Genomic DNA, 22,497 nt, shown 5'->3' with positions numbered 1-22,497 from the left:
AGGAGCTTGCCGGGATACTCGGCATCGCTGCAACCATCGTGATGCCGAGCGATGCCCCCCGCGATCACGATCAGCAAGGCGCGGGACTGCAAGCGTGGCGCTCTATGCCAGAACCAATCGCGCGAACAAATGCCACGGAGTTTTCCGAAAGATCACCGGTCGCAATCACACCGCCAGGCGGCAACCCACTTATCATCCCAGGATACGGCACGGTCGCCGCAGACCCTCTCGAATGGGCCGGAAATTTCGCGATTGATACCATTATGGTACCCTGCGGCGGCGGTGGGCTTTCGGCGGGAACCTGCATGGGCGCAAGAGCGTCGAATTGGAAATCTGGGCCGTCGAACCGAAGATTTTGATGAGATGCGGCGCTCGCTGGCGAGCGGAAACCGTAATAAATCTGCATGTACGAGGTCAAAATGGTTTCCGTCATCGAAAAGTTAGCCACCCTCGCCACCGACAATGCGCCCGGGCAGGAGGTCAGGAAAAGCGCAGGCAATATTCGCGATCTGATGCGCGGCGAGGAAATGTCAGGCCGACCAGTCGACCTCTCACACGGCGACGTCGATGCTTTCACTCCGACGCCAGGCTCGTTCGAGCGGTTTTCGGAGGCGGTCGAGGCCGGCGGTCGTCAAGCCTATACCGAGTACCTCGGTTCGTCAGACATCCGAGCCGAACTGGCGGAGAGGCTCGAAGCTTTTCACCGGTGCACCGGTTTCTGCTGAGGAAGGCGTTATCCTCACCCCGGGGACGCAAGGCGCGTTGTTTCTGGCAGTCGCCTCAACCGTCACCGACGGTGATAAAGTGGCCATTGTGCAGCCGGACTACTTTGCCAATCGCAAAGTTGTCCAGTTCTTCGGCGGCCAAGTGATTCCGGTCACGATGAATTATATGAACTCGACTGCTGAGGCCGGCCTGGATCTTTCTCAACTGCGTGCCTCATCGAGGCGGGGGCCAAGACCTTCCTGTTTTCTAACCCGAACAACCCGACCGGGGCCGTCTATTCCGAAGCTGAGATTGACCAGATAGTCGAACTGACCGGGGAATTCGGCGTCACAATCATCGCGGATCAGCTTTATTCCCGGCTGCGCTATGACGGCGAATCCTACACCATATCCGGGCTCGCGGTCTGCCGGCGGAGAAGGCGCTAACAATCATGGGGCCGTCGAAAACGGAGTCGCTTAGTGGCTATCGTCTCGGAGTGGCCTTTAGCTCTCCAACGATCATCGGGAGAATGGAGAAGCTACAGGCCATCGTTTCGCTGCGCGCGGCAGGCTACAACCAAGCGGTATTCAGGACCTGGTTCAATGAGCCGGAGGGATGGATGGATGAGCGCATCCGGCTGCATCAGTCCATCAGGGACGACCTGCTCGAGGTGTTCCGTCGTGGTGGCCTGGAGGCTCGCAAGCCGCAAGCCGGAAGCTATTTGTTTCCGACACTGCCCACGCTCTCGGTCGGTCTTCAGGATTTCCTCCGACTGCTTCGGCATCAAGCCGGTGTCATCGTCACGCCCGGAACCGAATTCGGGCCTCACGCCAGTAGCATTCGCCTGAACTTCTCACAGGATCATTCGGCCACTGTCGCAGCTGGAAAGCGCATCGTTGAGATGGTCAATCGGTGTCGGGGTTAGGACAGATGATTGACCGGAGCGCGCCGCAACCACAGGGTCCCGGCCAAACGCCACAGCGATATGATCTTTGTCTCGGGAATGAACGGAAAACTTCTCATGTGGGGCAAGTGGCGCCTGAAGCGCCGATTGGAAGATACCGGAGGGCGAAGCTCGCGACGAAAAATGCGCTGACGGCGGCAAAATGCCAACTGGTCAGCGGAGAACAGATACTCGCTGTGCTCAGCTTGACGGTCTACGTCAACGCACCCGGGGGGCTACACGCTTCACAGCAGATCGGTCTAGCGCGAGCTAAAGCACCTTTCATGATGCCGGGTTTCCGGAAATCAGCGGCTATTAGGGAGGCATCGGCAACGACATCTCCAAGGAGCGTCCGCGACGGCTTTGCAAGCACAGGCGCCACCCCCAGCTGCGCGAGTTGGTCATCGATCGACTGGAGACACTTTGTTCGCCGGAGCAAATCGCCGGTCGCCTGCTTGCCGATGGTGTGAGCGCAGTCCGCGTCTGCACTGAGACGATCTGTCGCTTCATCTATGGCAAGGAAGACTATGCGCTGGAGCTCTATCGGCATCTGCCGGAACGCCGCCGCAAGCGCCGCGACGGTTTTATCCCATTTGACTGCAGGATTGACCAAAGGCCCGATTTCATTGCCGACCGCTCGCAATTTGGGAAGGCGATCTCCTGATCTTTGAGCGCGCTCGGGAACGCCAATGTCACCTCGCAGGTCGAGCGCAGGAGCCGCTACACGGTGATTATCAAGAATGGCAGCCGCCACTCAAGGCCGATCATGGAAAAGATCATCGATGCCTTCTCAAGGCTGCCCGCCTTTGCCCGGCAGAGTTTCACTTCGACCGCGGCACCGAGTTTCGTGGCTTCAGGGCTTTGGAAGATGGACTCGGCGCCAGGAGCTGGTTCTGCGATCCGAATTCACCGTGGCAAAAAAGGGGCGGTCGAGAACACCAACAAGCGCATCCGCCGCCTTGTGCCTAGCAATACGGAGCTGTCCGCCGTCGGTCAGCAGCAGCGGGTCGCCCTCGCCACCACTTCAATTCACTGCCCAGGAAGTGCCTTGGTTACCAGACATCAGCCGAGGTGTTCAGGGCGCATTTGCGAGATTTCGGTAGTCCTCTACCCTCCACTCGTCATTGTTGCACTTTGGCGCAGATTCTCCACCGCAAAGTTAAAGCGATCCTGCAACAGTAAGAATGTCACTCTCCAAAGCCCATATGTGCCCCTCACCCAGAGCGTGTCGAATGTCGGGTCGGTGAGGCTTAGGCGGACGAACAGCTCGACATATGGGTCAAATCCGCCTGCAGCAAATGTCAGGAATCCACCACGCCGGGGACGGAACAACTCATAGTCGTCTGTGGACATAACGATGTGATCGAGCCGATCGACAGAGCCATGCACCCTGTACAGGCGTCCGGCGCCCAGTGTTGTCCTAAGGCCCTGCTTCTCGATTGGGCTCAAATGCCTGCTCACAATCCCCGCAAAGGCGCAGCTGGTTCGCTGACGCAATGATTGCGGCAACAGATCGGGAACAAACGCGGGCCTCGTGCTCCTTCACCGATGATCTCCTTCCGAAAATCGAGCTGCCCCTGTTGCTTTGGCCGTTTTTGTGGGCCAGAGCGAGCTTCAAACTGGATCAGGCCCGTGCGGCAAGGAAAGCGGCGAGGGGCCGCTGAGATGCGGCCCCTTTTATCGGGCTAGCCGCGAGCTATCCGCTCGAGTTCGTCTTCCAGACTACGCGGGATCTCACGCAAGGCAACGAAGTGGCCCAACGCAGGCGCGTGTGGCAGACCACGCATGACGCCAGGCCGACCAGGGCCGCTCGGCGGAGCTGCGTCCGAAGCGTGCGAAGGCGGGCGTGCCACACCAGGCGCGATGTGCCTGCCAGGCCGACCAGAGTAGCGCGGCGGAGCTGAGGCCAAAGCGTCCGAAGGCGGGCGTGCCACAGCAGGCGGGATGTGCCTGCCAGGCCGACCAGAGTAGCGCGGCGGAGCTGAGGCCGAAGCGTCCGAAGGCGGGCGTGCCACACCAGGCGGGATGCCGGGCCCGCTACGGCTGTCGTTCGGTCGAGACGCGTCTACCGCAGCACGCCACACGCGCAAATTATGCTCAGACTCGCTGCGGTTAACAGCCTGAGCCGGCCTTTGTCCCAGCTTCGACAGCATTGCGTCGTGAATACTTCGACCTAAACTTGTCCTGCTCAAGTTCATTTTAGTCTCCTATGACTCACGGACATCACATATGCCCGGGCGTATCTACTACTTGGGCAAGCTTTCGAAAAACTGACGGGCATAGGAAGGGCGGCACTCGCGCCGCCCACGCCACCTCAACAAGCAATAAAACCAATCGCTTGGCCGCTGGAGGTTTTTTGCATTTCGCATCGTTATTTACAGCTCACCCTTCCCGATTGCCGCCGCTTGCATCAGCTCATCGACGGAACATTCCGGTGGCTGATATGGTCCGGCAACTCGGCCGCCATCGGCCGACGATCATCGCGAGCTGAGGCGCAACACCTTTCATAATGCCGAGTTTCCGGAATTCAGCGGCTACTACGGCGGCATTGCCAACGAAATCAGCAAGGAGCGTCATCGACGCCTGCGCAAGCTCGGCAGACACTGCGGGAGGGGCTCGTCCGCGTCGTCGGCGGCTGGAGCGCATCAAAACGTCGCGCGTTGCGCTCGCGGAATAGTCGTCGCCATCGCAGCCCTCCCTATGCCGTTCTCCCACGATTCTTGGGAGACCCCCGCGAATCGCGGCAGCGAGCAAGCGCTCGACGATAAAATGTCTGGGTGGCGCCCACTTCCCTCAGGAGGAGGTTCTTCCAGACCTGCCGCTGCGTCGATCGAAGACGGAAGCGACTATGTCCGTTTCCCGGTTAATGCAAGCTTGGTTCGCGACACGTTCCACCACACGCTCGCCGGAAAGACGTTCTTCTTCTGAGAGCTGACCGGTGCCGAGCACATTTCACATCCGACCTTCTGGATCCGTAGCCGCACTTGCGACCAGCATCAACTTCGACGCCGCCTATTGACGGGAGAGCCCATGTGGGGCGTTCAGCAAATCTAGGAGCACCCGCGAAGTGCTGGCGTCTTGCTAGGAACGGCCATGCGGGACGCCTCCTGCACCATCATCTTCCGCAACCAGATGCTTGCCGGATCATTGTTATGAAGGGCCGGCCATTGGACGGCCTCGGTGAATACCGGCAGTGGCGTCGGAAGCTCAAAGATCCGCAAGGGGATCGTTTTTTCGAAATGCTTTACCAGCCGGAGGGGCATGACGGCTAATCGATCTGTGCCTGACACCACGGGCGGGATCATGCTAAAGCCCTGCACGAGGACCTCGATCCGTCTCTTAAAACCATGCTCAAGCAAAAACCAGTCCTCGATGGGGGGCCTCTGTGCATGTCCGAACTTGACCGCAACGTGCTTCATCGACAGGTATTTCTCGAATGTAAGCTGCCGTGGCATCTGTTTGTTCGAGGGGCAGCCTACGCACACGAGTTCGTCGTCGAACAGCGCCACTCTCGGATGCGCGCTCGACATGAACATTTCCGGAACAACTATAAAATCGACGTCACCGCGCCGGATAAGCTCATGGGGGTCGGCGTCGAGAGGCAGCAATTCGAAGCTGACGGCGGGTGCTTCCCGAGCAACACGCTCGACGACCTTTTCAAAAAACACGATTATGGCGAAATCGGAAAGAACGATCCTGAAGTGGCGATCGGATTGAGCCGGATCAAACGGATCCAAAGATATGATCGAACTCTGAATCTGCCCGAGGACAGCGCGAACTGCGGGGGCGAGTGTTTCCGCACGCGGTGTTAGAAAACGTTCGCGGCCGCTCATCGTAAACAGTTCATCGCGGAAATAATCGCGCAGCCGGGCGACCGCCGCGCTCATGGCCGGCTGACTTAAGTTGATGCGGCGTGCCGCCGCCGTCAGACTGCGCTCGGTCAGCAGTGCGTCGAGTACGACGAGAAGATTCAGATCAAGCCCATTTAAACGCATGTCACCTCCACAGTCTCGAAACATCTACAGCTTAGATGCGTTTTATCGAAACAATTGATTTCGCCAATTTTAAAGGGACGTGTACAGGAGGACTCAAGGATGCAAGTCTCGACTATCGATGTGTGCGTGGGCTCCGAGCATTTTCTGGCGTACGCTGGTTTACGTCTCACATCAAGAGAGCCGCATCAGGTTCGTCGGTGATCTGCAGCAAGCAGTCGGTGTGGACCGGCTGAGGTTTTCAACGCAAGCCATTCAAACGCTGGGTAACGGAATGACCAAAATAGCCTCTCCATTCCAGTGCGGTATAGCAAGAGATCTACGGGCGCAATTGGCCAGAATCACGGTTCTCGTGGTTGGATCAGGCGAGGCTATGCATTGCATCTATCCTAATAGTCGCCGCGGTATTCCGGAATGACGCAAACGCTTGTTGGTGGGTCAGTGAAGGACCGATTCGTTGTCTCTCGACGGCGTACTGGTTTCGGTGACTGCCTGTGGTCGCTCGCGGCAGCTTGGTCCTACGCGCAGCGGACGGGGCGGAGGCTAGTCATAGATTGGCGTGGCTCTTGTTATCTCCACGAACCACTCACGAACGCCTTTCCGGTGTTCTTCGAGCCAGTTCAGGACATCTCTGGCGTACCGGTCATTTGCGACGATCAGATTAACCGGCTCGCATTTCCTGGACCTTTCTTCCCGCCGTGGTGGAATAAGCCGTCGATTGACTGCGTTTACCGCCCGGATGAGCAGATCTTCCGGGAACGCGACGAGCTGAGAGAACTTTTTGAAGGCGAAGGTGATACCGAAGCCAACACTGTAGTGTGTGACGCTTGCTTGATGTGGCGTTGCGGCGAAGATGCCGAACGACAGGTCTTTGAGAATATCAAACCCAGGCCTGAAATTTCGTCCCGAATCGAAGCCATCTACCAGGAACACTTTAAGGGGAACAGCATAATCGGGGTTCATGTCCGGCACGGCAACGGCGAAAACATTATGGAGCACGCGCCCTACTGGGCTGATCCGGAGTTTGCCTTGCAGCAGATATGCACTGCTATTCATGAAGCCAGAGCGCTCCCGCATAAAAGACCTGCAAGGGTGTTCTTGTCTACGGACAGCGCGCAGGTGCTCAAAGAGTTATCAGGCGTGTTTCCCGACCTTTTCACGATCCCGAAACGCCTTCTGCCGGTTCGGGCCGGGCCACTACATAGCGGAGCGCTAGGGGCTGACGGCGGCTTTTCTGCTCTCGTCGAGATGTATCTCCTTGGGCGATGCGATACCGTAATTCGTTTTCCGCCCACTAGCGCCTTCTCGCGCTATGCCCGCCTATTCGTGCCACGTGTTGTCGAATTCGATTTGGACAATCCCGGTCGTTTGATCGTCATTGATAACTCGTCCAAGCCTCTCTCGACGTCATGAGAATGTCGGCAACGACGCCGACCCCTGTTCTGCCGGGCGCGCGCCCCCCTGGCTCATTGCCAAGCCGGAGGCGGAACCCACCGATCTCATCGATACCATCGCAGCCGGCATCGGCGGGGATCGCCTCCATTGATGCGCATGTGCATTCGGCCTGGTTGTTCCGCAGGCTACATCGCGTTGGCTGGACACGACGAGCCTCCGAATTGCGCAGGCGTAGCCGGTTACCGATTTCTCCGGCGGCCGACGGTACTACGGACATCGGGACGATCAGCTCCGCCCGAAGACAAAATTATTAGCCACAAGCATATCGGGAACAAAGACATGAAAAAAGTCTATGTAGCGGGCCATCGCGGCCTCGTTGGGTCCGCCACCGTGAAGGCGCTCGCCGCTTTAGATTCATATGAGATGATAACGCGCACTCACGACGAACTGGATCTCTCCGATAGGAACGCAACTCGCGAGTTCTTTGTGTCGCAGCGACCGGATTATGTCGTTATGTGCGCCGCAAAGGTTGGTGGCATCCTTGCCAATGCAAGCTTCCCGGTCGACTTCCTCCACGCCAACCTCGCGATTCAAGTCAGCGTCTTTGATGCCGCCCAGGCGTCCGGCGTCGAACGAATGATCTTCCTTGGTAGCTCGTGTATCTACCCACGAGATTGCCCGCAGCCTATACGAGAGAGCTATCTTCTAAGCGGCCCGCTAGAAGCAACAAATCGGCCGTACGCTTTGGCAAAGATTGCAGGAATTGAATCATGCTGGTCCTTCAACCGACAGTACCAGACTCGCTATCTTGCGTTGATGCCGACCAGCCTGTACGGTCCCGGAGATAATTACCACCCTGAGAACTCTCATGTTGTGCCTGCTCTGATGCGGCGTTTTCATCAGGCTAAAATGAACCGTGACTCCTCGGTTGTGGTCTGGGGATCGGGAAATCCTCGGCGAGAGTTCATGTACTCGTTGGATATAGGGGATGCCATCGCATTCCTGCTTGGCTTACCGGACTCGGATTTTGGCGCCTTGACAGCTCCCGACACCGCGCCCCTGATCAATGTTGGCGTTGGGGAGGACGCCACGATTCGCGAACTGGCGGAAGTGGTCAGGGCCACCGTCGCCTATGAAGGCGACTTGGTGTTTGACACGACGAAGCCAGACGGAACACCGCGTAAGCTGCTGGACGTGACGCGCTTGAATACCCTTGGATGGAAAGCCAACACGTCTTTGGGTGCCGGGCTGCAAGCGACCTATGAGGATTTTCTGCGCCGTCATAAAACGTGACGTTGATGCAGCTTGGTTAGTTCATGTCCGATCGGACCTAACTCCTTGCGCGATCCAAAGAGTCTGGCCTCGGCCAGCCCCGCGAGGTGCTCTGCGGGTGATGAACGGACTCAATCACCGCTGTAGTTCCCGGAGACGATCGTCCAAACCTGCATCGTCCATCTGCTGCGCAACCCGACGGACCTCGTGGACCGCAAGCGCCTCGCTGTTGTCCTCCGGGAAATCTACCGCGTAGTCGGTCGATGCCGATGCTTGGGGCTCTGAAATCCGATCCTTTCAGCCATGCCGCCACCGTTACTACATCTCCTCAAATGCGACCCAGCGGCGGCTTCGTTCAATCCTCTCGCAAACACCAGGGTTCCGGCAAACTCGACTGGCTCGGCGTGCCGTTTCGAGGAATGCAAATCAATGCCTCGTCAGTCGGTTTTGCAGCGCCCGGCGATCGGCGACGAGGGTGTCGAGGTGCATCGGCTCGTCGGCTGGCCGCTGCCCCTCCACCAACCGCTTAACCAGCGCCCGCGTGCCATCGACGACGAAGACGCCGCAATCGTAATCGTTCAGCCGGGGGCCCCTTGCCCTCCCCTGCTGTCGGGTTGGCGATCTACGCGATACGATGTAGGAAGTGACGACAGATCCGACGATGACGCGCTTTGTAAGCTACCCGCGTGTTTCGTCCAGCGCCTCCCTGTTACCAAGCTTTCTCCGCCCGGAAGTCTGTTGTGGGGCATCTGAATCGCGCTCTGCGCGCGCCGCCGCTGTTGATGGGCCGGCTTGGCGCTGCTGTCGCGCGGCTGGGCACGGCAGGGCCGTTTTCGGCGGCTGTATGTATGTTTAGAGCATGTTGTTGTCCTTTGCTGGAGAGCGATCAATTTGTCGGGACTGGACAGGGGCCGCGGCGTGGATACGGCTGACGGTCCGCGAGCGGATGTGGAAACGTACGGGTGAGCACCGAACGAGCCGCTCGACGATTGCGCGCCGCAGGGCTCCATGAGGCGGCGCGACCTGGCGCCTTGTTGCCTACCGTGACGGTACCGCGAACTCTTGTCACCCGGCACAACCGGTATGGATTGGCTGAGCCATTCCGATTCCAGCGGAGGCGGACTTCACTTGGCATTGATCTCCGGATGGTGGCGGCCTGTTCGGCGAGACGGCATGGAGGAAGTCCTGCTCCTAGGGTTGTTGCCTTTGTCAAGCAACTGCCGAGCCAACCGGAAAACCCTTTCCAAACAGCGGAACCACCCTAACAGCGCAGCGTCTCATATGGACGTATTGTCAAAGAGCCGACAAAGCGTGCACCTGCTGTCAATGTCCTCGGCATTCTATCGGCCGCCGCATTTGTGTTCCGGTGAGGACCTTCAGCGCCGGCTCGGGCATGCCGTCCTGGCGTCTTGAGCCGGAAAAGGGCGTCTGTGGCACAGGCCGCTTCGATCCGGATCCGCGACCTGAGCAGCCTGTGTGCATGGTCACTATGGGACAGGGCAGCCAAGGCCCGCATAGGACCGAAGCCAACGCGGAACGCCCCTCCTTTGTTGCCTGATCTCCTCGAGCTCTCGGCGTCACTTGCGCTGCCTCAAAACTGTCGGGTTTGTCTAGGCCGCGACACGGCGCTGTTCGGCGAGGTGTCGCCGTATTTCATTGAAGCCATTGAAGTTCATGCAGAACGGGTTTTCCAGCGCAGCTGGCACGCTTCTTGAGTCTCTCTCGTGCCGCGGCACGAGCTCGCAGCATCGACTGATAGTTTGAGCGCTGAAAAGGAGACAACGATGAAGACGAAAATGACAGCCTATGGTGTAACCGAATTGACTTCCCAAGAAGCATCCACAGCTTCAGGAGGATTCGGAGGCGTACTTACGGATCCGTTCCGTCCTTTGCCCAATGGGGGGGCCTCCCCACGACTAACCCGGGATGGCGGCGGAGCAGCCTCCATCAGCAGACTTCGAGACCGCGGCGTTCCACTCGATACGTTATGCGATCTTTTTAGCCCAACGCGAACATCCTCGCAACAAGCAGAGCACAGGGCTCGTGAAGAACGGCTCCCTTCGACCTTCGCTGCCTCTCGTCATACCGACCGGGATTTCCGGTGCTGGCCCGAAGCTGTCGCCCGTCGATCACCCATGGAATCTCCGGTGCTGGTGGTTCAAACGATCGCAATAGCGCCGCAGGCCGAGGACTTCGCAACTTTTCCATTCACATGGACAACGAGACCGGACAGCGGGTTTTCGGGTCCGCCCGCCACGAGATGCTCCTCCGGCCGCAACAGGGCGCATCGTCGCGCCATGGAAGAACACAATTGACCAGAACTGCTGAATTGGCGGGCTTGAACCTCCTGTTTTGGGAGACCTCGCATTTATCCATGTGAGTTCGACAGCCTGGAGCGACTACACGATGTTCGATTCGCGCGAAAAGATCGCACTCTTTATCGATGGAGCTAATCTCTTCGCGACATCGAAGTGCCTGGGCTTTGAAGTCGATTACAGAAAATTGCTGACGGCATTTCGGAATCGCGGCTATCTTTTGCGGGCTTATTACTACACGGCACTCATCGAAGATCTGGAGTTTTCGCCAATCCGTCCTTTAATCGACTGGCTGGACTATAACGGCTACACCGTCGTGACCAAGCCGGCGAAGGAGTTCACCGACACCCAAGGGCGGCGCAAGATAAAGGGGAGCATGGATATCGAACTCGCGATCGATGCTATGGAGCAGTCCAGGACGATCGACCATGTCGTTCTCTTCTCTGGCGACGGTGATCTTACGAACCTTGTGGAAGCACTGCAGCGCAAGGGGCGCAAAGTTTCGGTCGTTTCGACCATCTCGACCCAACCGTCCATGATTGCAGATGAATTGCGCCGTCAGGCGGACCACTTCATTGATCTTATCACCCTGCGAAGCGAGATTGACCGCCATCCGGCAGAACCTGCCCCGCATGCGATCCAACCAGCCACAGAAGAGGCTCTTACAAGTCCGGTCGGCGAAACTGGCAGGAAGTTGTGCCAGATCAAGGCGGGTTCACGAGAGTGAGGCTGAGATCCGACTATTTCGCAAGGAGGAGTTCCATGACACATCGTCACAATTGGCGGTCCGCGTTCGAAGCAGTTCTTCATCAGGCGGCGGAACTAGCTTTTTCGCCCGCCGATCCGGCGAAGGCGTTACCACCTGCCGCCGGGCTGGGAAGTGATCCACATCCGGCCGAGAGTGGGCCGCGAGGCCCCGATCTTTTGCTCATGCGGATGGAGGCGCTTCAGCTCGATCCCGCCCGAGTCAAGGCCTTGATGCCAGCCGAGTTTCGCGTGCTTTCCCGTGTTTGTGACTACTGTCAAGTCAAGGTGAGATGCGAGCGTGATCTTCTCCATGAGGCAGCCGGCAAGGCTGTCAGCTGGGAGCGTTACTGTCCGAACGTTTATCCGCTGAGAACAATGGGTTTGCTTCAGACAACTTGCCCGCAGTCGACGGGGCGCAGCAGCGGCGGCCGCCGAGCGCCTGCAAGTAGTTAGCTGGGCGGTGCGCCGGTCATGTTGCTCGCCACCGCGGAACGGGTTCGAATTGGGGAGTGCGCATGAATCTCTTGCCGACGAGAACAATCTCACTGTTGCACAATCCACGCCGTCACCGAGACCAGTTCCTGTTCGGTCGGCGCCCGCGGAAAGGAACTCCCGGCGTCGAGCATGTCGGCAAAGATCTCCAGCCGAGAACCATTGATGTAGCGGCCGGACAGCGATAGCTGGAAAATCAGTTGTTTATTGGGATCGGTCCTGCCGAATGGACTGGCCGAACCGATAAAGCGGCCGGAGGCGGTTCGAATGCGGATTTCCGCGCCCAGCGGTAGCGGGCCGGTGACGATATTTAGCCCCACGGTTTCGTCGGGCCGCGGCGCCCGCGGCAGGTTGATCACAATTCTGCGTTGTTGATCGGCCATCTCCGCTTAAATCCCGCAGCAGGCGCGCTGCCGTTATCCCTTCGCCAGCATTGCAAAAACACCGCGAGCGTGTCTGCGACCAACGGCATGACCCTAAACCGTGGGTCCGCTGCCTCGAGCGGCTCAGAACGACCCCACCTGAATGTCGGTCAGCTGTGCCTTAGCCGGCATGCTGCCTTCGAGACGTTTGCCCGCTTGCGCGACCACAACGGCGAAGTCGATCGGTTCGCCCGCTTTAAGCCTACCATCGTCGACCAGCCTGTCGAGCGCCTTGTCGATAGGTATGGTAAAACTAACCGTGCCGGTATGATGATGGCGAACCCCGAAGAACTCGAAGCTGCCGGCAAAATCCGGTCCATCCGGGTTGAGATCAGGCGTCGTTCCCTCGGGGAAAATGAAAACGAGGAAATTCAACCCGCCAACGTCCATCGGCGGCTTGATGCTGACCTTCGCGAATTGACGAGACTGCTCCGAAGGCTTGGTGGCAACATCCACCAACTCCTGCGAAACCGTGAGCTTGGCGGTCGCCGGTTTGTCTATCGCCACGGCCGCGGACGAAGGCAAGGCTGCTTCCAACACCGGAATGGGGCTCGCGCGGCCCGCGGTTGCAATCGGCATGATCTCTTCGCCGCTGCCAGGTTCATAATCATAGTCGAAGGCGCCAATTGCGAGGTAATCGGCGGCCTTGGTCTTTTCGGTCACGGGGCTGCCGTCAGCGTTGACATAAAAGAGATAGGGTTCCGGATCGTACTGCCCCTGTTGGGCAGGCGTTGGCCCAATCGGCAGACCCAGCGCCTGCTGCTTGCGGGTCCAGACATCCGACAGCCGGTCAATGTTGCAATGATGCAGAAAGAAGATCGGGTCGAGCGGCGACAGGTTCTGTGACATCAGCCCGTAGGGAGCGCTTTGGCCGCCGACGCTCATATGCACGCGGTTATGCGGCTGGCCTTCGAGAATAGAGAAGCCGACCGGTGCCAGCTGGTGGCTGGACGATACGGGGCTGTTGAAAGCGAGACCCGGATCGCCGACGTCATTGGCGAATATTGTCGGCGCCAGCGACGCCTTGATGGTGTCGATATCGACCGCAATTTGGGTAGCGGGATTGAGCTTCGGATTCTGCGCGGTGAGGAAGCGAGCGTTCGGCTGATTGGCGAAGCTCGCCATCGCGTCGCTCCACAGCGCATCAAAATCCGGATAGCCGCGCAGGTTCTGCTGCTGCAATTGGGCAGGGCTGAGGCCGTCCCAATAGGCCTTGATTGGCGCCTGCATGATGTCTTGGAAGCTGTTTAGGTCGGGAATGTAGGCGGAGCTCTTGACGGGATCGAGAATCGTGCCGAACAGCGGCGGCAGGACCTCGGGATTGGCCGTCCAGTCCCAATATGGCAAGGCGAAATCCGGATTGCCGCTCAGTTCGCGGCAAGTCTCCTCAAAATAGCCCAGATAGCCACGGTGCCAGCTAGTAAACCACCAGTCGCCATGGGGGCAGTCCATCAGGTGGATGAAGCCATTGCGGTACCAGTTGCGTGGGTCCGAAGGGGGAAGCTTCAGCATCACGGTGACGGCATCCATGTAACTTTGCAAGTCCTTCTGCCCATCGGCGCTGGTCATGTTCTTGCGCCTATGCTTGGTCGCCGCCAGCATTATGCTCGGCGCGAAAAGGGCTGCACCGGCGGCAGCGGTTGCGCCTTTGACGAAAGAGCGGCGTGAAACCGTCAGAAATCGCGTACGTGTCATCGAGATTATCCCCTGAACAGGTGTTAGTCCGAATGCCTTGGCTACGGCAAGGAGTGGAGCATCACTGCCGCACGGCATACCAGGAGGCGACGTAGCCGGCCGCAGCAGTCCCGTGCGAATGGGCGACGTCGCGGACGATGCTGCCGACAATGGCATCTCTCTGATAGACGCCGTTCGGCCAGTTCGGCACGACGTAGCCGCGATAACTGTAGATCCAGGCCTCTCCAGCCACCTCGCCCTTTCCGGTAAATTGCAGTTCGACCGGGTCGCCCATCCGCGCTGCGCCGGTCAGCTCCAACGACCAGCCGGGCCCGCCGATGGTTCCGCCAATCCTGCCCGGCGCCGCCTCGGTCAGCACCAGCGTTCCCTGCCCAAATTCCAGGGTACCGAAATCGGCCGACAGGTCGGGATTGTTGATCAGGCTCCGATAACTCCAAGTGCCGACGAAGCTCATAATTTTCTCCCAAATGGCGATCAGCTAACCTAATGATGGCCGGAAACGGTGCCGCCATGGCCGTCCGGCAGGGTGATCCTGACGTTCTGCATCATTCCCTGGTCCTCATGGTCGAGAATGTGGCAATGCAAAACGAACTCGCCGATGTAGCGCTGGTAGCGCGTCCGCACGGTAATCGTGTAACGCGTTGAAGGATCGGTGCCGGGATTCTTGATCCACAGCGTGTCCTTCCAGACATTCTTCAGTCCTGGATACTGCGGGTCGCCGTCGTCGTCAGCCTCAAGCGCGCTGACATCATTGCCGGCCGCATCGACAATCTTGATGACCTGGAACGGATTGACATGGATATGGAAAGGATGGCTGACGAAATCCGACCTGAGCGTCCACTCATCCACTCCGTTGAGTGGCAGCGTCCTGTCGATGCGGTTGGCGTCATAGGGCTGACCGTTAATCTCGAAGAAAGTGCCACCCGGCTGCTTCACATCGATATTGAACACCAGTTGCTGCTCGCCCGTGACCTCGTCCGATTGGATGTCCGGATGCGGAACAAAGCTTGAAAGCCGCATTTCATTCTTGAGGTCGTTGATGACTTTGCCGGCAACATCCGGCGCCATGGTGCGCTCAGCCGCCGAAATCAGCCAATCCTGCAGATTGGCACCAATCTCGCCATTGACGGCATCGCCTTCCACTGCAGTGACTATCCCGAGAAGCCGGCGGCTCGGCGCGAGTTGATTGACGCTGGCCGCTGCTGGCGCGGCGGCATCGACGAGGCAGTAGTCACCCGCTCCGGGCAGCACCACTAACGCGTCAACCCTGTAGCCCGGCTGCAGGACCGCCTGCTTACGCATCTGCACCTGCGCCATTGTCAGCCCGTCCTGGGCCACCACGCCATACGGGATGGCATCTTTGCCGCAATTCTCGTCAATCCATCTATCGGTGTCCGCCGCGGTAAGCGTGCGCAAGGCGGCCGTACCGGTCTTCCGCCGGATCTCGAAATTGATTGTGTCGCGAACTCCGGCATGGACGAACCGCCAGCGCTCGACCGAGCCAGCCACCGCCGGGGCCAACTGGCCCAGCACCTGGCCATTGATGCTGGTAAAGCGGCCCGAGGCCGGCCAGGTGCCAGGTCCGAACTCGTCGTAGGTTTCGATGCCCCCCACCTCCCCTGGCTGGCAATCATAGGTGATGCCGCCGTTGCTGTCGGTGCAGGCATACTGGATCTGCTGCAGCACCAGGACCCGCTCGGCGATATCGGAGCCGTCTGGCTGCTTCAGCAGGCGGTCGATATCGCCGGTTTCGGTCGGGGTCGGCATGCGATCGCCACGGATGATCAGCGCTCCGGACATGCCGCTCGACACCTGCAATGCGCTCGATCCGTGCAGGTGCGGGTGATACCAGAAGGTACCCGCCGGATGGTCCGCGGGAATGTTGTATTCATATTGGAACGCGATGCCGGGGCGGATTGAAACCAGCACATTGTCGCCATTGCCCGACGGATTTACCCAGAGACCGTGAGAATGCAGGTTCGTACCGTTGAAGCAATGGGGTGTATTGGCACTGCCCCCGCCGATGCCGCAGGTCGGATCCTGAGGCAGCATGTTGTTCAGTGTTACCCGCACCGTCTCACCTGGGTGCACATCCATAGTTGGCCCGACCAGCGGCGTGTCGGCACCGGATGGGCTGGCTTGGCGCGTGTCCTGATAGCCGCGGAGCCTGACCCGGTCATAGCGCCCGGTGGCCGGATTGTAGATCTGGCGGTCGAGGTAGGTGACGTTCATATCGAGCAGAACCTCGCCCGGAAAAGTCGCCCGGTTCTGCGCCAAGGTTTCCAGCTTCGCCCGCGATTTGGTGTTTGGCTCCACTATGTAGGTCGGTGGGTTACTCACAATCCGGGGCTCTTGAGCAACAACCGATAGCACATGGGTGGCCGAAAGAATGCTCGCCACACCGAATAGCGCAATTTTGTGAGATACAAACAAACAAACCTCCCAAACTAAACTATCGTCAAGAGTGAGACGGACGGCATTGCTACAAGAAGACAGGCTCAGCCGAAGTCTTGAATTATTAGTTCATCCCTGCATGTATCCAAGCCCTGGTGGTGCTAAGGTGCCACCACCAACAAACTGTTTTCCCCAAACCTTGCCAACTTTGCGGTGCGCAGTTGCGACATGCTTCATCTCCTCGGCTCGCTCATCGTAAGAAGTGTAGACATGTGTCGTCCTTCTTCTGAGCTGCACGTGCCATGCCAAACGAGAAACTCTTTTGCCGACAACATGATCGCTCTGAAAAACACATTGGCTCATTCCGGACATTGTCAAACATCCGACCAAGGTTTCGAGGTGCGCGTTTATGGTTTCGGCGCACCACAACACCATTCCTGGCCGGTTCTGCTGGCTCGAACCCGAGATATTGGAGGGTTCCCTGCCCTGAGTGATCTGAAGGGTTTTGTAAACTAGCTTGGTTCCCGCACGAGGCAGGCGAGCAGTGGTCCGGCCACCAAAAGGCGGACGACCCATCCGATGCGCCGGGACTGTCTGGGATGTCAGGTGAACATGACGGCCTTGTCGAGATGGGCGACGTTGTTGAAGAAGTGCAGTTCGCTTCACGCGAAGGTCTTGACGAGAGCAGCCGCGACTGTCGGAAATTTTGTGCGTAACCCATGATGATGGAAAGGAGAGATTGGTTGGCACAGCGTTTGCATTTTGGGTGACGTTTGCGTGGGGTAACACCGACGCAAGGTCAGCCCGCTTGAACTGCTTGGCGTGGGCGTAGCGCTGGTGCTTGATCAGCGCGAGCTTGCCGACCCGCAGATAGGTCTGGCGCAGCGTCACGCCGGTCTTCTTCGCCAGCCGCACCAATCGTTCGCGTGCCCGGTGGATCAGCTTGGCGTCGGTCGGGAACATCACGTTCTTCGGCTGCACGGTGCTATCGACGATCACCCGTCGGGTATCCTGCGGCTGCATCGCCCCGCTCTTTACCGCCACCGCCAGGCTTTCCTGCAACAGTGCCGTCAGCCGCGCCTCGCCCATGCGGCCCCGCCAGCGCGTCATCGACGAGCGGTCGAACGGCAGGTCGTGGCGGAAGAACTCTTCGCCGCACAGATACTGGAAGTAAGGGTTCTCCACCAGCGGGCGCAGAGCTCCTAGTCCGACAGGTTGAACGTGTGCTTGAGGATCGAAAGCCCGGCCATCAGCCGCGTTGGCAGCGGCGGCATGCCGGGGCCGTCGGAATAGACCGCGCCGAAGCGCCCCTCCAACAGAGGCCAGTCGATCGCCTGCGCCAATGCACCAGTTCGCGCTTCATGTTGATGATCTGATCAAGCCGGGAGCAAAATAGATCCTGCGCCCCTGTCTCGCGCCGCTCGCGTGGTCTCGACATCGCCGCTCCTCGATTGATCGGGATAGGGGGACGCCTCACGGCGCCGCCCCTCCCACACCACCGGGCATACGGGTCACGTACCACGGCGATTCAACCGGATTAAGCTTGGGCAGAGACATGGAGACGGGGAAGGCCGAGTGACTCGAAGTAGTGGTTACGCAGGGCCTGTTGGACCGCGGGGTGTCCTGACATGCGCCAGAATCCCGTCGGCGAACCGGCGGCAATCGCAGCACGGAACTTTGGAACGCCACGGCGGCGCAGTTCCTTGAAGCGGTTGTGTCCGTTTCCCCATTGTCGCCAAAGATACAGACGTAGTCTTCGGCGGATCCACGCTTCCAAGTTCGTAAGCACCCGCGGGGTCTGGCAGAAGTCGAAGTAGCCGCGCCATCCGATGAGGTATGGCTTCAGCTCTTTGATCAACTGCGGCAGACTGATTCCCCGCGTCCGGCTTGTCAGGTCCCGGATCCGCGCCTTGAACTTGTCGAGAGCCTTCGGCGCATTGCGCCGCTCGCTCCCGTCATTCGAGATGCTGAACCCCAGGAACTTCCGCTCCTCCGGTTGCGCCACCGCACTCTTCGACTCGTTGACCTTCAGCCGCAGCTTCTTGGTCAGGAACCGGCTTATGGAAGCCATGACGCGTTCGCCGGCGCGGCGGCTGCGAACATAGATGTTGCAGTCGTCCGCGTAGCGGCAAAAGCGGAGACCCCGTCGGGCCAGTTCCTTGTCGAGATCGTCGAGCACGAGGTTGCTTAGGAGGGGCGAGAGTACGCCCTGAACGCAAAAGGTAACATTGGTCGGGGGTAGGCAATTTGCCGTTAGAAGGCAGCGGTCCGCTTCCGTTCGGAGGCGTGGTTGGGTGGGCGGGGATCGAGTGGCGGATGGTGATGGTGTCGTCATCCACCAAGACCTCCTTGACCAGCAAGCGGACGATTTTCTGGCGGTCGCTGGTGTCCAGAGTTTCTGCCGATTCGCGTAGTCGTTGAAGGAAAGCGGTCAATGTCTCGGCCAGACGCAGGACCGCCATCCGGTCCGCGGCCTGATCGAGGATCGCCTGCAACTCGGCCTTCAATCCCTGTTCGCGGGCCCGCAGGTCAGGCATGCGAGAGCGCAGCTCGTCCAAGGACAGGAGGTCTTCCTGGTAGGCGGTCACCAGGCGTTCCATGCTTTTGCTGAGGCGTGTGAGGTCACGTTCGACTGCGTCCTGCCGTTTCTTCGTCGGTTCAGCCGCACGCGCCGCATCAAGGCGACGGTCGAGCTCGGCTTTGATGAGTTCCGGATCCTCAATTAGCCGCATGACCTCCTGCCACACGATATGGTCGAGCAGGTCCTGCCGGATCGGGCGGCTGTCGCAGACCGAGCCACTAAGATGGCGCCAGCCATCCGAACCCAGGCAGCGGTAGTAATGGATTTTACGGGCTGAGGTTCGGGTCGACGTGCGCGACAACGCGTAGCCGCATTTCTTGCATGACACCAGGCCCTGCACGATGCTGGGCTCAATGGTGCGCCGCGGCGCGAAACGCTTGTTGTCGGCCAGGCGTTCCGCCGCTAAGGCGAAGGTCTCTTCGCTGACAAGGGCGGGGACCGGTATTTCGATCCATTCCTCCCGCGGCCGCTCGTGCGCACAGGTCTTTTCGCCATGAACCGCCCGACCCGACAGGCGGAATGGCTTCATCACCTTTTGCCGCGGCCCGACCTGTGTCTTGTTGAAACAGGCGGTGCCCTTATAGGCGGGATTGCGCAACATGCCCCACACGACCGAACGTTCCCAACGGGTCACGCGCCGGCGGGTCGGTGGCCCCATCTCCCGTAGCAGCCGGGCGATGGCGCCGATGCTGAGGCCCTCGACCGTGTATTTTTCGAATATCAGCTGCACCACCGCCGCCTCGGCGGTGTCGATCTCGTAGCGTGCCGGCGTTTCCGGCGTCTTGCGGATGTAGCGATAGCCGTAGGGCGCTCCACCGAGCACGGAGACCTCGCCAGCTTTAGCGCGGTGACGCTTGCCGCGGCGGGAGCGTTCCAGAATCTGGGCCCGTTCGTACTCGGCGATCATGCCTTGGAATTGCAGCATCAGCTGATCTTCCGGCGTGCCGGAATGCGGCGCTTTGACGAAAACGGTCTCGACACCATGGCGGGCGAACTCTTCGGTCAAGAGAACCTGATAGGCATACTTCCGGCTCAGCCGATCCGGCGAATGGACGAGGACGGCATCGATCTGGCCTTCGGCCGCAAGATCCCGCAGCCGCTCCAGGCCCGGCCGCTCCAGGCTGGCGCCGCTGAAGCCGTCGTCCTCGATCACCCATTCATCGGGGACGCTGAACCCTTGCGCGCGGGCGAACTCGACCAGCGCCGCCGTTTGGCTGGCAATCGTGTTCTCCTCCTTCTGCTGGTCGGAGGACACCCGGGCATAAATCGCAGCGATCTGCATCGCTCCCCTCCCTTACCCGCGGTCCAATGCCGACAACACGGACCCGCTCCGGGACCAGAATGCCGTAGACCTGCTCCAGCTTGACAGCGAGGAGACGGTCAAACCTATGCTCGAGGCGGACGCTGCGTCATTGGCGCCGCACCGGTCAGCCATTGCTGCCGGCTTCGCCGAGGAAGGCGCGCAGCGCCCGGCTGACCAAGTCGCTGATTGTCGTCGCCTCGGCCGCAGCCCGCGCCCGCACCGCGTCGACTAAACTGGGCGCAAGCTTGAACGTCACCGCCGTCGTCGGCTCGGCCACCGGCACCGGCCGCTCGAGCGTCTGGGCCGCCTCGATGTACCGATAGGCCTGACGTCGGGACATGGTGAATTGGCGCGACAACAACAAGGCAGCCTCCGCCACGCTCAGCCCACGCGCGAGCAACCCGTGGGCCGCATTGAGACGTTCCGCTTTCTGCGAATCGGTTGATCGCGACATTTGTCGTATGCATATTACCCTTTGAGACGCAAATCAAGCATAGAACGAGATCGATCGAGAGCAATTGTCCGATCGAAGGTGAAGTTACCTTTTGCGTTCAGGGCGTAACCGGACCACCTTGCGGGGTCCCCTCGTCCACCGGACGGACCAAGCCGTCCTCCATCACCCCCGCATTGAGGAATGCTCGGATGAGTTTGAGCACACGCTTATCGGACACCCTTGCGGCGACGCGCGCCATCAGGCCGTCGTGATTAACCCGGTCGAAAAATTTTTCCAGGTCAATGTCAACGACGTAGCTGTAACCCTCGGCAATGTAGCATTGCGCTTGGGCTACCGCTTGATGGGCGGAGCGTCCCGGGCGGAAGCCGTAACTGTGCTCGGAGAACGTCGGGTCCCACTGCTCCTGGAGAACCTGCAGCAGGGCTTGCTGGATCAGCCTGTCGACGACGCAAGGCACGCCGAGCTTTCTGATCCCGCCCTCCGGCTTGGGGATTTCGACCCGCTTGACCGGTTGTGGCTGGTAGGTTCCCTCAAGCAAACGAGACCGAATGCTTGGCCAATGCTCACGTAGGTGGGCCTTGGCGTCGTCGATGGTCATCCCATCCACGCCCGGACCACCCTTGTTGCTTCGAACGCGTTTCCACGCTGTTTCCAGATTCTCTCGGCTACACACCTTCTCCATTAGCTGTTCTATCCAGGCCGGGCTTTCGGGTGCCGGTTTCGCCACGGATGGTTCGGCCCCTGGGTAGCCGCTGACAGGGGGTTCACCCCGATCCCTCGGCTCCAGGGCCAGTACGTACTGGGTCATCTGCCGCTTTCCACTCATGAGTTGCCAGTCCTATTTGCCACTTCCAATCGTTCGGGCCTTCGGTCATCGTTCCCGGCTCGGCCTATCCGTTGCTCCGCCTTTCGGCCTTGGAGTGCCTCACTAGCCTTGCCGACAGCATCACCTACTACGCCCTCTGCTGACTCCTGCATCACGGTCAGGCCACCTCGCGGTTTCCTCAGTTCCGAGATCGGAACATGACGCAGGCCTCCCCAGGTAAGTTCGATCGCCTTCCCCGCACCCCTGCCGGATCTACAGCCCTGTCCCTTGATGGAAATGGACTTCGCGATCAGTTGCCCGCTCGTCCGGCCAGGGATGCCTCATATCCGGTTTCTGTTCGTCAGGTCGCGGTTTTGCTCCACGCTTCCTTCAGACACCACCTCGCGATGATGCCCTTGCGCTTCACTAGGCCTTCACCTCCATCAGGTTGGCCAGGGGACTTGCACCCCCAAGCGGTCGAACATGCTGGGCACACAACTAACCCGCTGACGCGGGAGAGGTGAGTGTTTGGTGGCGCGGTCTCCTGGTCAGGGGTTGGTTCTCAACACCCCAACATCCCATCAGGAGACCGCGCCTCCAACCCGACCTCTCCCGCGTCAGCGGGTTAGTTCAATCCCTGAATCCCAAAAATCGCGACCCGCTTTAGCGGCGTATCGATTGGCTCCAGCGGCTCGGGCAGCTGCTCGCGAACGATCTCTGCATCGGTCTCGTAAGAGATGATCATGTACTCACGGTCGACGAAGCGGTACGGACCCTTAGGGTAACTCGGGCCGGCAAGTGGCATCGAGGGCAGCTCGAGCACATCTTCGATGTGCATAGGCCTGCTCCGGGAGCTGAGCGAACGGCCCCGCAGGCACCGTCGGCGATTGCTCAATATCCTTCTCAAAACTGTCCCAGCATGGGTCCGGCGCTCGCGGGTACCATCATTGCCAAGCAGCGGGCGCTTGCGCTGTCAGGCGGC

General features: G+C 59.5%; 15 protein-coding genes and 7 pseudogenes. 10 read left to right on the top strand and 12 right to left on the bottom strand.

Annotated elements, in window-relative coordinates:
- The first annotated feature begins 41 nt into the window (after positions 1 to 41).
- The 6 genes and pseudogenes from ILFOPFJJ_RS33150 to ILFOPFJJ_RS36840 form a co-directional block, all read left to right on the top strand.
- Positions 42 to 359, top strand: coding sequence for a hypothetical protein (locus ILFOPFJJ_RS33150; protein WP_246299995.1), 318 nt, complete (start codon positions 42 to 44; stop codon positions 357 to 359).
- Between the two features lie 60 nt (positions 360 to 419).
- Positions 420 to 725: a hypothetical protein gene (locus ILFOPFJJ_RS35775; RefSeq protein ID WP_246299994.1), complete on the top strand. Its 306-nt coding sequence runs from the start codon at positions 420 to 422 to the stop codon at positions 723 to 725.
- Between the two features lie 216 nt (positions 726 to 941).
- Entirely contained in the window at positions 942 to 1,151 is a 210-nt protein-coding gene (locus ILFOPFJJ_RS36120) for an aminotransferase class I/II-fold pyridoxal phosphate-dependent enzyme (protein ID WP_312032780.1), read from the top strand.
- 5 nt (positions 1,152 to 1,156) lie between these two features.
- Complete coding sequence (locus tag ILFOPFJJ_RS35770) at positions 1,157 to 1,630, top strand: aminotransferase class I/II-fold pyridoxal phosphate-dependent enzyme (RefSeq protein ID WP_282438721.1); 474 nt, start codon at positions 1,157 to 1,159, stop codon at positions 1,628 to 1,630.
- A 292-nt stretch (positions 1,631 to 1,922) separates the two neighbouring features.
- Positions 1,923 to 2,743, top strand: a pseudogene (locus tag ILFOPFJJ_RS33140) (IS30 family transposase); the annotation flags it as partial.
- A 1,265-nt stretch (positions 2,744 to 4,008) separates the two neighbouring features.
- Positions 4,009 to 4,252 (top strand): annotated as a pseudogene (locus ILFOPFJJ_RS36840) (helix-turn-helix domain-containing protein); the annotation flags it as partial.
- 446 nt (positions 4,253 to 4,698) lie between these two features.
- Here the strand turns inward: ILFOPFJJ_RS36840 and ILFOPFJJ_RS33135 are convergent.
- Entirely contained in the window at positions 4,699 to 5,643 is a 945-nt protein-coding gene (locus ILFOPFJJ_RS33135) for a LysR family transcriptional regulator (RefSeq protein ID WP_173514660.1), read from the bottom strand.
- A gap of 411 nt (positions 5,644 to 6,054) precedes the next feature.
- Here ILFOPFJJ_RS33135 and ILFOPFJJ_RS33130 point away from each other — a divergent pair, with 411 nt between their 5' ends.
- From ILFOPFJJ_RS33130 to ILFOPFJJ_RS33115, 4 genes and pseudogenes are all read left to right on the top strand, one after another.
- Positions 6,055 to 7,053, top strand: a complete 999-nt coding sequence (locus tag ILFOPFJJ_RS33130) for a nodulation protein NodZ (RefSeq protein ID WP_210267699.1) — start codon at positions 6,055 to 6,057, stop codon at positions 7,051 to 7,053.
- Positions 7,054 to 7,374: 321 nt separating this feature from the next.
- The gene (locus ILFOPFJJ_RS33125) at positions 7,375 to 8,328 is read left to right on the top strand and encodes a GDP-L-fucose synthase family protein (protein ID WP_173514650.1); all 954 of its coding nucleotides are present in this window, start codon (positions 7,375 to 7,377) and stop codon (positions 8,326 to 8,328) included.
- 107 nt (positions 8,329 to 8,435) lie between these two features.
- Positions 8,436 to 8,559: pseudogene (locus ILFOPFJJ_RS33120) on the top strand (transposase); the annotation flags it as partial.
- Between the two features lie 2,154 nt (positions 8,560 to 10,713).
- The gene (locus tag ILFOPFJJ_RS33115; protein WP_173514649.1) at positions 10,714 to 11,349 is read left to right on the top strand and encodes a LabA-like NYN domain-containing protein; all 636 of its coding nucleotides are present in this window, start codon (positions 10,714 to 10,716) and stop codon (positions 11,347 to 11,349) included.
- Positions 11,350 to 11,911: 562 nt separating this feature from the next.
- On the opposite strand, the gene ILFOPFJJ_RS33110 is transcribed toward ILFOPFJJ_RS33115, so the two are convergent.
- The 11 genes and pseudogenes from ILFOPFJJ_RS33110 to ILFOPFJJ_RS33065 all read right to left on the bottom strand — a co-directional run.
- A complete protein-coding gene (locus ILFOPFJJ_RS33110) occupies positions 11,912 to 12,244 on the bottom strand; it encodes a hypothetical protein (RefSeq protein WP_173514648.1) in 333 nt (110 codons plus the stop codon).
- 123 nt (positions 12,245 to 12,367) lie between these two features.
- On the bottom strand, positions 12,368 to 13,978 hold the full coding sequence (locus ILFOPFJJ_RS33105; RefSeq protein WP_173514647.1) for a tyrosinase family protein: 1,611 nt from the start codon (positions 13,976 to 13,978) through the stop codon (positions 12,368 to 12,370).
- A gap of 61 nt (positions 13,979 to 14,039) precedes the next feature.
- A complete protein-coding gene (locus ILFOPFJJ_RS33100; RefSeq protein WP_173514646.1) occupies positions 14,040 to 14,432 on the bottom strand; it encodes a hypothetical protein in 393 nt (130 codons plus the stop codon).
- Between the two features lie 29 nt (positions 14,433 to 14,461).
- A complete protein-coding gene (locus ILFOPFJJ_RS33095) occupies positions 14,462 to 16,411 on the bottom strand; it encodes a multicopper oxidase family protein (RefSeq protein WP_173514645.1) in 1,950 nt (649 codons plus the stop codon).
- Between the two features lie 753 nt (positions 16,412 to 17,164).
- A pseudogene (locus ILFOPFJJ_RS33090) lies at positions 17,165 to 17,810 on the bottom strand (transposase); the annotation flags it as partial.
- Between the two features lie 99 nt (positions 17,811 to 17,909).
- The gene (locus ILFOPFJJ_RS36390; RefSeq protein ID WP_312032777.1) at positions 17,910 to 18,377 is read right to left on the bottom strand and encodes a group II intron maturase-specific domain-containing protein; all 468 of its coding nucleotides are present in this window, start codon (positions 18,375 to 18,377) and stop codon (positions 17,910 to 17,912) included.
- Between the two features lie 18 nt (positions 18,378 to 18,395).
- Positions 18,396 to 18,707: pseudogene (locus ILFOPFJJ_RS36385) on the bottom strand (reverse transcriptase domain-containing protein); the annotation flags it as partial.
- A gap of 409 nt (positions 18,708 to 19,116) precedes the next feature.
- A pseudogene (locus ILFOPFJJ_RS35765) lies at positions 19,117 to 20,235 on the bottom strand (recombinase family protein); the annotation flags it as partial.
- A gap of 145 nt (positions 20,236 to 20,380) precedes the next feature.
- Positions 20,381 to 20,710, bottom strand: a complete 330-nt coding sequence (locus ILFOPFJJ_RS33075) for a hypothetical protein (RefSeq protein ID WP_173514643.1) — start codon at positions 20,708 to 20,710, stop codon at positions 20,381 to 20,383.
- Positions 20,711 to 20,807: 97 nt separating this feature from the next.
- Positions 20,808 to 21,308 (bottom strand): reverse transcriptase domain-containing protein, encoded by a 501-nt coding sequence (locus ILFOPFJJ_RS33070; protein ID WP_312032776.1) that lies wholly within the window; start codon positions 21,306 to 21,308, stop codon positions 20,808 to 20,810.
- An 871-nt stretch (positions 21,309 to 22,179) separates the two neighbouring features.
- Positions 22,180 to 22,353, bottom strand: a pseudogene (locus ILFOPFJJ_RS33065) (acetoacetate decarboxylase family protein); the annotation flags it as partial.
- Positions 22,354 to 22,497 lie beyond the last annotated feature (144 nt).

The organism is Sinorhizobium psoraleae (genome assembly GCF_013283645.1).
In the GTDB taxonomy this organism is placed as follows: domain Bacteria; phylum Pseudomonadota; class Alphaproteobacteria; order Rhizobiales; family Rhizobiaceae; genus Sinorhizobium; species Sinorhizobium psoraleae.
This window is presented reverse-complemented; position numbering and strand designations above follow the sequence as displayed.